This is a genomic window from Pseudomonas sp. VA159-2 (assembly GCF_024126635.1).
GTDB classification, from domain to species: Bacteria; Pseudomonadota; Gammaproteobacteria; order Pseudomonadales; family Pseudomonadaceae; genus Aquipseudomonas; species Aquipseudomonas muyukensis.
The window spans coordinates 144,999-157,546 of record NZ_JAMYBV010000007.1 but is presented as its reverse complement, the minus strand read 5'-3'; the positions used below and the strand labels follow the sequence as shown (position 1 = coordinate 157,546).

The 12,548-nt window shown below is 67.3% G+C and carries 12 protein-coding genes; 2 read left to right on the top strand and 10 right to left on the bottom strand.

The features are described from left to right. Positions 1–20 precede the first annotated feature (20 nt). Positions 21–2,066: a PAS domain-containing protein gene (locus NJG22_RS09370; RefSeq protein ID WP_253093962.1), complete on the top strand. Its 2,046-nt coding sequence runs from the start codon at positions 21–23 to the stop codon at positions 2,064–2,066. Here NJG22_RS09370 and NJG22_RS09365 read toward each other — a convergent pair. The 4 genes from NJG22_RS09365 to NJG22_RS09350 all read right to left on the bottom strand — a co-directional run bounded on the left by NJG22_RS09365 (position 2,063) and on the right by NJG22_RS09350 (position 6,139). Then, entirely contained in the window at positions 2,063–2,809 is a 747-nt protein-coding gene (locus NJG22_RS09365) for an SDR family oxidoreductase (RefSeq protein ID WP_253093960.1), read from the bottom strand. The genes NJG22_RS09370 and NJG22_RS09365 overlap by 4 nt on opposite strands. 100 nt (positions 2,810–2,909) lie before the next feature. Next, entirely contained in the window at positions 2,910–4,445 is a 1,536-nt protein-coding gene (locus tag NJG22_RS09360; RefSeq protein ID WP_134689611.1) for a DHA2 family efflux MFS transporter permease subunit, read from the bottom strand. Beyond that, complete coding sequence (locus NJG22_RS09355) at positions 4,442–5,635, bottom strand: HlyD family efflux transporter periplasmic adaptor subunit (RefSeq protein WP_253093958.1); 1,194 nt, start codon at positions 5,633–5,635, stop codon at positions 4,442–4,444. Before NJG22_RS09355 ends, NJG22_RS09360 begins: the two co-directional genes overlap by 4 nt. Before the next feature lie 30 nt (positions 5,636–5,665). Continuing rightward, on the bottom strand, positions 5,666–6,139 hold the full coding sequence (locus NJG22_RS09350) for a MarR family transcriptional regulator (RefSeq protein WP_217847802.1): 474 nt from the start codon (positions 6,137–6,139) through the stop codon (positions 5,666–5,668). 131 nt (positions 6,140–6,270) lie between these two features. On the opposite strand from NJG22_RS09350, the gene alkB reads away from it, so the two are divergent. Next, positions 6,271–6,915: a DNA oxidative demethylase AlkB gene (gene alkB / locus NJG22_RS09345; RefSeq protein ID WP_253093956.1), complete on the top strand. Its 645-nt coding sequence runs from the start codon at positions 6,271–6,273 to the stop codon at positions 6,913–6,915. Between the two features lie 88 nt (positions 6,916–7,003). Here the strand turns inward: alkB and NJG22_RS09340 are convergent, their stop codons facing one another. From NJG22_RS09340 to NJG22_RS09315, 6 genes are all read right to left on the bottom strand, one after another. Next, the gene (locus tag NJG22_RS09340; RefSeq protein WP_253093954.1) at positions 7,004–7,915 is read right to left on the bottom strand and encodes a LysR family transcriptional regulator; all 912 of its coding nucleotides are present in this window, start codon (positions 7,913–7,915) and stop codon (positions 7,004–7,006) included. Between the two features lie 99 nt (positions 7,916–8,014). After that, positions 8,015–8,971, bottom strand: coding sequence for a peptidylprolyl isomerase (locus NJG22_RS09335; protein WP_253093952.1), 957 nt, complete (start codon positions 8,969–8,971; stop codon positions 8,015–8,017). After that, positions 8,968–9,444: a YbjN domain-containing protein gene (locus tag NJG22_RS09330; RefSeq protein WP_217847798.1), complete on the bottom strand. Its 477-nt coding sequence runs from the start codon at positions 9,442–9,444 to the stop codon at positions 8,968–8,970. The genes NJG22_RS09335 and NJG22_RS09330 overlap by 4 nt, the downstream gene beginning before the upstream one ends. A gap of 28 nt (positions 9,445–9,472) precedes the next feature. Next, a complete protein-coding gene (locus tag NJG22_RS09325; protein WP_253093950.1) occupies positions 9,473–10,120 on the bottom strand; it encodes a DNA repair protein in 648 nt (215 codons plus the stop codon). A gap of 15 nt (positions 10,121–10,135) precedes the next feature. Continuing rightward, positions 10,136–11,833 carry a putative porin gene (locus tag NJG22_RS09320; RefSeq protein WP_253093949.1) on the bottom strand — a complete coding sequence of 566 codons (1,698 nt, stop codon included), beginning with the start codon at positions 11,831–11,833 and terminating at the stop codon, positions 10,136–10,138. Between the two features lie 38 nt (positions 11,834–11,871). Beyond that, positions 11,872–12,546, bottom strand: a complete 675-nt coding sequence (locus NJG22_RS09315; RefSeq protein ID WP_253093948.1) for a TonB family protein — start codon at positions 12,544–12,546, stop codon at positions 11,872–11,874. Positions 12,547–12,548 lie beyond the last annotated feature (2 nt).

Sequence of the window (12,548 nt, the reverse complement as noted above, 5' to 3'; positions counted from 1 at the left end):
GCCCAGCCCCGGACACCTGCATGCCCGAACCTGAAATCCTCGCGTTGCGCCAGCGCAACGCCGAACTCGAGTCCCGCCTGGCCCAGCGGGAAAGCGACGACAACCTGTACCGCTTCCTGTTCGACACCATGGACGAAGGGTTCTGTGTCATCGAGTTCTTCGACGGCCCCCATGGGCCACTGAGCGACTATGTGCATGTCGTGGCCAACGCCGCCTACGCCCGCCATGCCGGCATTGCCAATGTGGTCGGGCAGAAGCTGCGGGAAATGGTGCCCGACGAAGCCGACGGCTGGGTGGCGCGCTATGGTGCGGTCCTGCGTACCGGCGAGCCGCTGCAGTTCGAGCAGGAACTGGTGGCCACTGGCAGGGTACTGGCGGTCACCACGTTCCGTATCGAGCCGCCCGAACGTCGCCAGGTGGCAGTGCTGTTCAAGGATGTCACCGAGCGAAAGCGTGCCGAACACGCCTTGCACGCGCTCAACGACCAGCTCGAACAGCGGGTCGCAGAAGCCCTGGCCGAGCGCCGTCTGTTCGCCGAGCTGGTCGAGCACAGCGTGGCACGGGTGCATGTGGTGGATACCGAGCTGCGCTTGCTGGCCGTCAATCAGCGCGCGGTGAAAGACTTCGCATTCCTCTTCGGGCATCGCCTCAAGGCTGGAGACAGCCTGCCCGAATGCCTGGCCAATTTCCCCGAAGAACGTGCTCGGTCTGAGGCGATGTGGCGCCGGGCACTGGCCGGCGAAAGTTACCTGGAGACCATCGAATATGGCCGTGGCGCTCGCCTGCGTCATTTCGAACTGCGCTTCAACCCGCTACGCGATACCTGTGGCACCATCATCGGCGCCTACCTGTTCATCTATGACATCACCCGCCAGGTTGGGGAGCAGCAACGCCTGCTCGAGGCCGAAGACGCCCTGCGCCAGGCGCAGAAAATGGAAGCGGTAGGCCAGCTCACCGGCGGCATCGCCCACGACTTCAACAACCTGTTGGGCGGCATACTCGGCGCCCAGGAACTGCTGCGCCAACGCCTGGAGCAAGGGCGCCACGCCGAAATCCCGGCACTGCTCGACACTGCCGGGCACTCGGCCAGGCGCGCCGCCGCGCTGATCCACCGCCTGCTGGCCTTCTCCCGGCGCCAGACCTTGCTGCCCCAGGTCACAGCTGTCGGCGAACTGGTGAAGGGCATGGAGGAACTGATCCATCGCAGTGTCGGGCCAGCCATCAGCGTGCAGGTGCGGTGCGCTACCGACCTGTGGCCTTCCTTCATCGACCCGCCGCAACTGGAAAGCGCACTGCTCAACCTGTGCATCAACGCCCGGGACGCCCTGCCGGCCGGCGGCATGATCGACATCAGCTGCGACAACCGCTGGCTGGGCGACACCGATGCCGCAACCCTCGACCTGCCCAGCGGCCCGTACCTGTGCCTGAGCGTCCAGGACAATGGCCGCGGCATGGCGCAAGAAGTGCTCGCCAAAGCCATCGATCCGTTCTTCACCACCAAGCCGCTGGGCCAGGGTACCGGGTTGGGGCTGTCGATGGCCTATGGCTTCGTGCGCCAGTCCGGTGGTCAGTTGCAGATCAACTCCAGCCCGGGCGCTGGCACCCGGGTGGACCTGTACCTGCCGCGCCACGGCGAAGCCGCCATCGCCCAGCCTGCGCCCAGCGCGGCGCCCGCCCAGGTGCAACGCGCCGCAGCGCGGATCCTGCTGGTCGAAGACCAGGCCGCGCTGCGCCTGGTCATCGGCGATGTGCTCGAAGAGCTCGGTCATCGCGTCGAAAGCGTGGAGCACGGCCCCGCCGCGCTGAAGCTGCTGGAAAGCGGCTATGTGCCGCAACTGCTGATCAGCGACATCGGCCTGCCCGCAGGGCTCAACGGCCGGCAAGTCGCCGAGCGCTGCCGAGCCCGCTTCCCAGGCTTGCCCGTGCTGTATATCACCGGCTACGACGAAAGCGCGGCACTGAGCGACGGCAAGCTGCCGCCGCGCACCCAGGTCCTGCTCAAGCCCTTCGAGCTGCCCGACCTGATCGACAGCGTCGCCGGACTACTCGGCGACCTGGCGCACTAGCGCCCACCGCTCAGGTCGATGAAGCTGCCGGTCGAATACGAGGCCTTGTCCGACAGCAACCAGAGGATGGCCTCGGCCACCTCCTGGGGTTGACCGCCGCGCCCCATCGGCAGGCCCGGCTCGAGCTTGGTGACCCGGTCGGGATCACCGCTCAAGGCATGGAAGCCGGTGTGGATGTAGCCAGGCCGCACGCCATTGACCCGCACGCCCTCGCCCGCCACTTCCTTGGCCAGGCCGACCGTGAAGGTATCCAGCGCGCCCTTGGATGCGGCGTAGTCGACGTACTCGTTGGGCGAGCCCAGGCGCGCGGCCACGGACGACACATTGACGATCGCCCCACCCTGCCCGCCATGGCGCCGGGCCATGCGCAGCAGCGCGTGCTTGGCGCACAGGATCGGGCCGACCACGTTGCTCTTCATCACCTTGAGCAAGCGAAACTCGGACATTTCCTCGACCCGGCTCTGCTGGCCGATGGTGCCGGCGTTGTTCACCAGGGCGCTGACCCTGCCCAGCTCCTGGTCGACCCGTTGGAACAAGCGCACCACCTCATCCTCGACGCTGGCGTCGGCGCGCACGGCGATGGCCTCGGCGCCCAGCGCGCGAACCTGCGCCAGCACCGTCTCGGCGGCCTGGTCATCGACGTGGTAGTTGATGCAGATGCGGTAACCCTGTTGCGCCGCCAGCAACGCGGTGGCGGCACCAATGCCCCGGCTGGCGCCGGTGATGACGATAACCTTGTCCATGAGTCTGCCAAGTTGGGTGGAATAGGCTTACAAGATTAGGGGAAAAGATCTGTCAGGAGCAATGAGTAACCGCAGGCGCCAGCCTTGCTGGCGCCTGCGCTCAGTGGCCCGCCGAGGCGGGGCCGGCCTTGGCGGTGAACGGCGGCTTGGCCAGCCATACCAGCAGGATCAACCCGGCGAACACCCAGGTCAGCAGGGTGAAGTAATCCACCGTCGACATCATGTAGGCCTGGCTGTTGAGGATCTGCTCCAGCTTGGCGTACCCCTGCGGCCCAGCGCCGCCCAGCTGTTCGAGGGTCTGCCGGGTGGCCGGGTCGAAGCTGCTGATGTGCTCGCTCAGATAGGCATGGTGCTGGTCGGCCCGGCGGATCCAGATCCAGGTGGTCAGCGAGGCGGCGAAACTGCCACCCAAGGTACGCAGGAAGGTTGCCAGCCCCGAGCCGTCGGCGATCTGCTGCGGCGGCAGGTCCGAGAGCAGAATGCTCAAGGTCGGCATGAAGAACAGCGCCACGCCGATCCCCATGAACAGCTGCACCAGGGCGATATGCAGGAAGTCCACCTCGTTGGTGAAGCCAGCGCGCATGTAGCAACTGGTGCCGATCGCCAGGAAGGCGACCCCGGCCAGCACGCGCAGGTCGAAACGGTGCGCGTACTTGCCCACGAACGGCGACATCAACACCGGCAGCAGGCCGATCGGTGCCACCGCCAGGCCCGCCCAGGTCGCGGTGTAGCCCATCTGCGTCTGCAGCCACTGCGGCAGGATCAGGTTGATGCCGAAGAAGCCGGCATAACCGCCCACCAGGACCAGGGTGCCAATACGGAAGTTGCGATGCACGAACAGGCGCAGGTTGACCACCGGGTGGCGATCGGTCAGTTCCCAGATCACGAAGACCGCCAGGAACACCACCGAGATCAGCGTGCCAATGACGATGAACGAGGACTCGAACCAGTCCAGGTCGTTACCCTTGTCCAGCACCACCTGCAGCGCTCCGACCCCGACGATCAGGGTCAGCAGGCCGATGTAGTCCATCGGCTGGCGGCTGGTGACCACCGGCCGCGCGCGCATCTGCTGGCGTACCACGGCAGCGGCGAACAGGCCGATCGGGATGTTGATGAAGAAGATCCACGGCCAGCTGTAGCTGTCGGTGATCCAGCCACCGAGGATCGGCCCGGCGATGGGCGCCACTACCGTGACCATCGCCAGCAACGCCAGGGCCATCCCCCGTTTCGCCGGGGGATACACGGCGATCAGCAGGGTCTGGGTCATCGGGTACAACGGCCCGGCCACCACCCCTTGCAATACGCGAAACAGCACCAGCTCCGGCATCGACTGGGCGACGCCGCACAGGAACGAGGCCAGCACGAACAGCAGCGTGGCCCAGATGAACAGCTTGACCTCGCCGAAACGCCGACTCAGCCAGCCGGTCAGCGGCAAGGCAATGGCATTGCTCACCGCGAACGAGGTGATCACCCAGGTGCCCTGCTCCGAGCTCACGCCAAGGTTGCCGGAGATGGTCGGCAACGCCACGTTGGCGATGGTGGTGTCGAGCACCTGCATGAAGGTCGCCAGCGACAGGCCGATGGTGGTCAGCAGCAGGCTCGGCGGGGTGAACTGCGCGGGTGCCTGCTGGCTCATCGCTGGGCCGTCTTGCCGGTGGCGCTGTTGTCGTGGATCAAGCGGGCGATCAGCTGGTCGGCTTCGACCAGCTGGCGATCATATACCTGGGTGGTGTAGCTGGCCTGCTGCGGCGGTTGTTGGGCCAGGGCCGGGCCGCTCTGGTCGTGCAGGTCGACCTCGGCGACAGTGGACAGGCCGATGCGCAGCGGGTGCGCCTTGAGCTGTTCGGGATCGAGGTGGATGCGCACCGGCACGCGCTGGACGATCTTGATCCAGTTGCCGGTGGCGTTCTGCGCCGGCAGCAAGGCGAAGGCGCTGCCGGTACCGGCGCCGAGGCTGTCGACGGTACCGTCGTACTTGACCTCGCTGCCGTACAGGTCGGCGCTGATCTGCACCGATTGGCCGATACGCATGTCGCGCAGCTGGGTTTCCTTGAAGTTGGCATCGATCCACACCTCATCCAGCGGGATCACCGCCATGGTCGCGGTGCCCGGTTGCAGGCGCTGGCCCAGTTGCACGGTGCGCTTGGCCACATAGCCGGTGACCGGCGCCACCAAGGTGGTACGGGCATGGTCCAGGTAGGCCTGGCGCAGGTCGGCGGCGGCGGCCATGACTTCGGGGTGCGACGAGACCACGGTGTCGTCGACCAGGGCGGTGCTGGTGTTCAGTTGCTGGCGGGCACTGTTGACGGCGGCCTCGGCCACGCTCAGGTCATCGCGCGAATGGGACACTTCCTCGGCGGCGATGGCGCCACTGTCGGCGAGAATGCGCCGGCGGTTGTAGTCCTGCCGGGCCTTTTGCAGCTCGGCCTGGCGGGTGGCCAGTTGCGCCTTGAGCGAATCGACGTTGCTGTACAGCCCGCGCACCTGGCGCACGGTGCGCGCCAGCTTGGCCTCGGCCGCCTGCAGGGCGACTTCGCTGTCGGCCGGGTCGAATTGCAGCAGCACCTGCCCGGCATGCACCAGGTCGCCGTCATCGGCGCCGATGCTGGTGACAGTACCGGTCACCAGCGGGGTGATCGCCACCACGTTGCCGTTGACATAGGCGTCGTCGGTGCTTTCGTGCCAGCGCCCGACCAGGCTGTACCAAGCCCAGCTAGCGGCCCCGGCAAGGATCAAAAGCAGCAGCAAGGCCAACAGCCAGGCCTTGCGCTTGCGCGTGTTGTCCGGCGCGACGGCCGGAGTGGAAGTGTCGGCGGGAGTAGCCATGACAGTACCTTGGAAAAGTGTGACTTAGGATCAACGATCGGCGAAGCGGCGGATCGTCAGGGGGTCGCCGGCGTGCAGCAGGATCTTGGCGAGCAGGCCTTCGAGGGTTTTCAGCTCCTGCGCCTCAAGCACCCCGACCAGCTCGTTCATCGCCGCCGCGCCTACCTGAGGCAGGCGATCGGCCAGGCGCTGGCCATCGGCGGTGAGCGCCAGGCGCACCTGGCGACGGTCGTCGGGGCAGCGGTGGCGCAGGATCAGGCCCTTGTGTTCAAGGCGGTCGAGCATGCGCGTCATCGAACCACTGTCCAGGCCCAGGTAGCGGCACAGCTCGGCCGGGGTATCGACCTGGTACTGGGTGACGATGATCAACACCTTGAACTGCGCGGCAGTGACCCCGTCGGCTTCCAGGTGCCAGTCGAGGATACGGTCCTTGAGCAGCGCGGCGCGGCCGAGCAGCATGCCGATGGTGCAGGTCTGGAAGTTTTCCGGGGTGAAATGGGACATGAGGGTCTGCTCGGGCAATTGTGTACAAATATTACTGCCTAGGCAGTGAATGTCAAAGCCTTGATTAGCGGGCTAATTAAAAATTCATGAAGGGGATAGAATGCTCGGCAACTATCGCGTCCAGGTGCGCCATGATCCAATCCGACCTCGACCTGTTCGGCACCCAGCCGCAACGCCTGGCCAGCCATACCGTGCTGCTGCCCGGCTTCGCCCTGGCCGAGCTCGAGGCCCTGCTCGACGCCCTGCGCCCGGTGCTGCGCGCGGCGCCGTTTCGGCACATGCGCACGCCGGGCGGGCAGCACATGGCGGTTGCGCTGACCAATTGCGGGGCACTGGGCTGGGTCAGCGATGCCGAAGGCTACCGCTACAGCGCCACGGATCCGCTCAGTGGCAAGCCGTGGCCAGCACTACCGCCCATGCTGCTGGCACTGGCCGCACGGGCGGCCGCGCTGGCCGGTTTCGAGGGGTTCGTAGCGGATGCCTGCCTGGTCAACCATTACCTGCCCGGCACGCGCCTGAGCTTGCACCAGGACCGCGACGAGCAGGACTACGGGCAGCCGATCGTGTCGATTTCCCTGGGGTTGCCGGCGGTGTTCCTGTTCGGCGGCATGCAGCGCGCGGACCGTACCCAGCGCATCGCCCTGAACCATGGCGATGTGCTGGTGTGGGGCGGCCAGGACCGGTTGCGCTTTCATGGGGTACTGCCGATCAAGCCGGGCGTGCACCCGCGCATGGGCGAGCGGCGGATCAACCTGACCTTGCGCAAGGCCGGGTGACTCTCTCGCCAGCTCATGCTCCGCGTCGCCTGCTTCGCCAGCAAGGCTGGCTGCTGCCGGAACCGTCCATGGCAGCTGTGCGGCTGGTCTATCGGAACCACTCGCGGCGCTCGTCGAACGCGGCGCGGATCGCCGCGACCATCACCTGCACCAAGGGGTCGCCCTCGGTGTCGGCGTTGACCGCCAGCCACACCCGGCGGCGCATCGGCTCGCCGAACAGCCCCGGCAATGCCAGCAGGCCACGGTCCAGGTGCCCGGCATAGTGCGCGAGCAAGCCCACGCTGGCACTGCACTTGATCAACTGGCAGTACATCTCGTAGTCCTGGATCTGCGTCACCCCGGCGCTACGGCTCTGCAGCAGGGCCTGCCAAGGCCTCAGCGCCTCGACGCCGACTTCCCCCTGCCACTGCACCAGCATGTAGTCCTGCAAGTCGGACAGGCTGCCCGGCCGATTCGCCTCGCGGGCATAGCGCTTGGCGATATGCGGTAGATAGTCCAGCGTGGCCAACGCCTCGGGCACGCCACCCTGGGTGTAGCCAGGCGGTTGCAAGTCGCCCAGCCAGAGCGCGATGTCGACCCCTTGCTGCGGCGCCTGGCAGCCGTCGAGCGTGGCCACCTCCAGGCGCATGCCCGCATGCTGGCGCACGAAGTTGATCAGGTTGCGCCCCAGCAGGTCCTGCAACAGCGGCTCGGCCACCGCCAGGCGCACCTGGGCGCCCTGCTCCTGCGGCAACTGCACCGACACTGCGGGCTCGCGGGCTTGCAGCACCAGCAGCAAACGCTCGCCCTGCTGGCTGAGCACCGGGTTGTTGTTGCGGTTGACGAACAGGCTGTAGCCCAGGCGCGCTTCCAGCGCTGCCAGGCGTTTACGCAGCGCCACCGGCTTGAGGTTCAGCCGCCGCGCCGCCTGCATGAAGCAGCCGCAACGGGCGGTGACCAGAAAACAGTTGAGGGTCTGTTCGTCCAGGGCCAACGGCACCTGGGGGCGAACGACAGGCATGGCGGTTTCCGGGGGTCGCCCCCGGGACAGATCGATCGGCATCCCTCGCCTCCCGCGGGCCCGCCTGGGCAGGCCCGGCTCTTCCATGGTTGTTGAGGTTCAGCGGCTGCTCTCGAGCACCTGGTTGAGCGCCGCGCCATCGATACTCAGGGTGGCGCTGTCGAACATGCCTTCGACGTAGGCCTTGGCCACCTGTTCCTGGCGCTGGGCACGCAGTAGCTGGCGCAGACGCGGGGCGACCTCCTCGAGCGTCGCCGCACGCGCCGGCTGCTGCTCGACCAGCTTGATGATGTGGTACCCCGCCGCGCTCTGCACCGGCTCGCTGACCGCGCCGACCTTGAGCCTGGGCACCACCCCGCGCACCTCGGGCAACAATTGCGCCAGGGCTTGCAGGCCAGTGTCGCCGCCCCTGGCGGCCGTGCCGGTATCCTGCGAGTGCTCACGGGCCAGCGCGGCGAAATCGGCATCGCCGGCCTGGGCCTGCTTGGCCAGGGCCTGGGCCTGCTTGCGCAACGCCTCGTCATCCCTGGGGTTCTCCAGCCGCAGGAAGATCTGGCTCAGGCGGTAGCGCACCGGCAATTGCAACCCGGCCTTGCCGGCCTCATAGGCCTGCTTGAGCTCAGCTTCGCTGGGGTAGTCGTCGGGCACCTGGCTCACCGAGTTCAGGTAGTCGCGCAGCACGATCTGCTCGGTGGCCGCGCGGGTCTGCGCCTGGATCTCGGGCCGTTGCAACCAGCCCTGGGCTTCGGCCTGCTGGTACAGGGCCTTTTCCGCCAGGCGCGCGCGGATCCACGCTTCCAGGGCCGGGCGATCGCCACGCAGGTTGGCCCGGGCGTCTTCGGGCAACTGCGCAATCAGGGCCTTGAGCTCACCGCTGCCGACCTTCTGCTGGCCCAGGCTGGCCAGGGCCGGGCCGCTGTCGTTGCTGGCCTGCAAGGACGCCGACGCCGAGCGCGCCGCCGCCACCGGTTCATCGCCCGGGCGCAAGGCCAGGGCGACCGCCACCGCGACCACGGCCAGCGCGCCGGCGCTGGCCCAGAAAGTGCGCGCCGTCACGAGGCGTGCTCTTGGTCTGCGCCGACCTGGGCCGGCTGCGGGTCGGCGACGTTGCGGCTGTAGTCGCGCAGGTAGACGATCAGTTCCTGCAGCAATCGGTCCCACAGCACCAGGCTGCCCAACAGGTGCTGCTGGCTGACGCCGTCGGCGACCACCACGTCCTGTTCCATCACCAGGAACTCGCCCTGCACCGACAGGCGGGCGAAGCGACGGCTGGCGTTCCAGTGCTCGGCCAGGCCCGCCGGCAGCTCGCCCTGGATGCGCAGGGCGCAGCTGAAGGTGAAGTCGAGGAACTCGCCCTCCTTGCCCACGGCACGGTTGCCGAAGCGTACGGCATAGCCCACGCCCTGGCTGGCGCTGAGCAGTTGCACCACGGCGTTCTGTTCGGTGCGATTGACCCGGCAGCCGGCGTCCTGCAGCAGCTGGGTCAGGGAGTCGGCGCTAACGGTTTCGATCAGGGTGACTGCGGTCATGTGCTTACTTCCTTGCGTTGAGAAAACATCACGGGGTCACGCCCGTTGGGGCGTCGAACTGGCTTTCGTAGAGTTTGTCGCCATAGGCCTGGGCCAGCTCCTCGAAGCGCACCCGGGCACCGCCTGCGAACGGCTGGCGCATCTTCACCACATCGGTGATATCGACCTTCTCGTAGGCGACCAGCATCTGCTTGGCCACCGCGTACATCTGCTGGTTGCGTGCCTGGCATTGCTGCACCTGGCCATCGCGCTCGGCCAGTTGCGCCTGCAGGCCGGCGCGCTCGCTTTGCTTGGCCCGCGCCATGCCCAGCAGTTCGTCATAGGCTTGCTTGTACTTGTGCAGCTGCGCGTTGCTGCTGGCCACCAGGGCCTGGGCCTGGTTGTGCACGGCCTGCTGCTGCCCGGCCAGTTGCTCGCTCTGGCCGCGGGCCTTGGCCAGCTGCGCGGTGAGCTCGCGCACCTGGCCCAGGGCGGCATCGCGCTGCTGCTCGGCGGCCTGGCGCGCGGCGCTGGCCTGGGCCTGTTCGCTCTGCAGCGCCTGGAGTTGCTGGGTGGTGCTGCGCAGCTGGGCGCGCAGGCGTTCCTCGAGGGTATCGGCCGACACCGAGGCCGCCAGGCTTGCGCCCAGGGCCAGCACCAGCCAGGTACAGCGACGGCGGTAAGCTCCCTTGTTCATGCCCGTGCTCCTTCCCTAGAAACGGGTGTTGACTTCAAGTTGTAGCACATCGATATCAAACGGCGCGCCGTAGACCGCCTCGCTGCTCAGCCAGCGTGCTGTAGCGTAGACGTTGTCGGCCAGGCCGTAGTTGCCGCCGAGGAAATAACCCTTGGCGTTGGTGCCTCCCAGGTGGAAGCTGGAGTCGTTGAAGCCGTCCGGCAGCGCATCGGGCTCGATGCGCTTGTAGCCGGCGAACAGGTTCCAGTCGCCCGCCTTGCGCATGTCCAGGGCGTTGCCCAGGGTGAACTGGAACATCCAGGCGTCGCTGCCGCTCTTGATGTTGCCGTCTTCATCGACGTTGTTGGCCAGTTGGCCGGCCGAGCGCTTGCGCATTTCGCCTTCGTCGTAGGCCAGGTTGTGGATGTAGTTGGCCTGGCTGCGTAGCTTGAAGTCATGGGGCAGATCGGTGTCCCAGACCAGGTTCAGGTCGAGCAGCTCGAACTGCGAGGCGATACCGACGAATTGCGGTTGCGCCGTGGCGGCCGGGTTGGCCGGGTTCGGCGTGATATCGCGCAGCAGGAACAGGGTGTTGCCCTTCTGCATGAAGGTCGGGCGGGTCTCGTCGGTGTCGCAACCGGGCTGGCCATCCCAGGGCGCACAAGGGCTTGAACGCTCGCCGACGATATCGTCGAAGCGGTAGTAGGCGGCCGCGCCCTTGAGCCGGTTGTGCTCGTTGATCGCCCACTTGGCACCGAGCTGGGCGCCATACAGCCATTTGTTGTCGCTGTCCTCCTTGTCGAAACCATTGCTGGTGGCGTTATCGTCGCTGTACTGCACGGGGAACGCGCCGACGGTACCGAACACGCTGAGGTCGCGATTCACCGGCTGGTCGAAGATCGCCGCCAGGCCGTCGAAGTTGAGGTCGTGGGAATAAAGAATATCGGTGGACATGAACGGGTTGGCGATGCGCCCGCCGGTCAGGGTCAGGCGCTCGCTCGGGCTCCAGCTGACATAGCCCTGGTCGAGCCACAGGTCTTTCTTGCCGAAGCCACCACCGAGGTTCTGGGTGGTCGACACCGGGTTGTTGTTGGAACCGGTGGCAATGCGGATGCCCGCCACCCAGTGCTCGGCCAGTTGCGCCTTGAGGCCGAAGCGCGCGCGCAGGCGCAGGATGCTGTCGCGGTCCTCGCGGGTGTTGAGCAACGGCGGCAGGCTCGAGCTGCTGTTGGAGTTGACGTCGTAGGGGCCCTTCTCGTTGAGCTTGGCAAAGTCGACGATCTCGTTGCTGTTGCTGTCGGCATACGAGCGCGACTCGCCGCGCAGGCGCAGGTCGCCGTCGAAGCTGATGCGCGAAGCCCAGTCGGGGAAGCTATTGGGCGCGGCCCACTGTTCCTGCTTGGCGGTGTTCAGCACTTCGGCCTTGATCTCGTCGCGGATCTGCTGGCGCACGATGGCCGGCACGTACTGCACCCGCACCTCGCCGTTGGCCGCCGGGGCCTGGGCGACGATGGGCGCGCTGCTGGCGGCACGCGCCTGCTGGGCCTCGCGCTCGGCCTGGGCGATCAAGGCAGCGGCCTTGTCCTGCTTGAGCACGCCCTGCTCCACCAGCAGGCGGATCAGGTTGACGGTCGCGTTTTCCGACGGCGAGGCGTGGGCGACGGCCGGACCGACCGCGGTGGCGGCGGCCAGCAGGCCGAGCGCCAGGGTCAATCGGTTCACTGGGCACTTCATGGGTGTGCAACTCCTGTTGGTCTGTGCGGCTGCGTGGTTCATGGCCGGCGCCCCTGCAGGGCGATCTTCACCGGCAAAGTGAGGCTGGCGGGCGGGCGCTGGTCGAGGGCGCGGGCGGCGCGCAGGGCGGCGAGCACCTGGGCATCGACCTCAGGCTCGCCACTGCCGCGCAGCAGCTCGACCCGGGTGATTTCCCCGGCGGCGCTGAGCCAGATCTCGGCCTGCAGGTTGAACACCAGGTTGCGCAGCTCGGGGTTGTCGCGCAGCAAGCGCTGGAAGGCGTAGGCCAGGTATTGGCTGTAAGTGCCGCTGCCCAGCCCCCCACCGCCACCGCCGGCCATGCCGCCGCCCTTGCCGGCACCGACGTTGAAACTGTCGCTGCCGGCCTGCGCGTCACCGTCCATCTGCATGGGGTCGGCCAGGTCCTGGGCTGGGTCCGGCGCCGCTTCGGCCGGCTTGACTTCTTCGGCCTCCGGCACCGGTTGCGGCTCGACGATCTTTTCCTCCACCGGCGGCTCGGGTTCCTTCGGCGGTTCCGGTGGGGGCGGTGGCGGCGGGGGTGGCAGCGGGATGATCGCCGGCACCTTGGGCGCCTCGCGGCGCACCCCGGCCATGTCGTTGGCCCACTGCCACAGCAGCCAGGCCAGGCCTACGCCGGCCACGGCAAGCACGGCCCAGCTCAGCAGGCGACGGGGATTGGCTTTAGCGTGCATAC

What these genes read in the sequence shown, in the direction of transcription:
- NJG22_RS09370 (WP_253093962.1), top strand. Translation starts at nt 21, where the DNA reads ATGCCCGAACCTGAAATCCTCGCGTTGCGCCAGCGCAACGCCGAACTC.
- NJG22_RS09365 (WP_253093960.1), bottom strand. Translation starts at nt 2,809, where the DNA reads ATGGACAAGGTTATCGTCATCACCGGCGCCAGCCGGGGCATTGGTGCC.
- NJG22_RS09360 (WP_134689611.1), bottom strand. Translation starts at nt 4,445, where the DNA reads ATGAGCCAGCAGGCACCCGCGCAGTTCACCCCGCCGAGCCTGCTGCTG.
- NJG22_RS09355 (WP_253093958.1), bottom strand. Translation starts at nt 5,635, where the DNA reads ATGGCTACTCCCGCCGACACTTCCACTCCGGCCGTCGCGCCGGACAAC.
- NJG22_RS09350 (WP_217847802.1), bottom strand. Translation starts at nt 6,139, where the DNA reads ATGTCCCATTTCACCCCGGAAAACTTCCAGACCTGCACCATCGGCATG.
- alkB (WP_253093956.1), top strand. Translation starts at nt 6,271, where the DNA reads ATGATCCAATCCGACCTCGACCTGTTCGGCACCCAGCCGCAACGCCTG.
- NJG22_RS09340 (WP_253093954.1), bottom strand. Translation starts at nt 7,915, where the DNA reads ATGCCTGTCGTTCGCCCCCAGGTGCCGTTGGCCCTGGACGAACAGACC.
- NJG22_RS09330 (WP_217847798.1), bottom strand. Translation starts at nt 9,444, where the DNA reads ATGACCGCAGTCACCCTGATCGAAACCGTTAGCGCCGACTCCCTGACC.
- NJG22_RS09325 (WP_253093950.1), bottom strand. Translation starts at nt 10,120, where the DNA reads ATGAACAAGGGAGCTTACCGCCGTCGCTGTACCTGGCTGGTGCTGGCC.
- NJG22_RS09320 (WP_253093949.1), bottom strand. Translation starts at nt 11,833, where the DNA reads ATGAAGTGCCCAGTGAACCGATTGACCCTGGCGCTCGGCCTGCTGGCC.
- NJG22_RS09315 (WP_253093948.1), bottom strand. Translation starts at nt 12,546, where the DNA reads ATGCACGCTAAAGCCAATCCCCGTCGCCTGCTGAGCTGGGCCGTGCTT.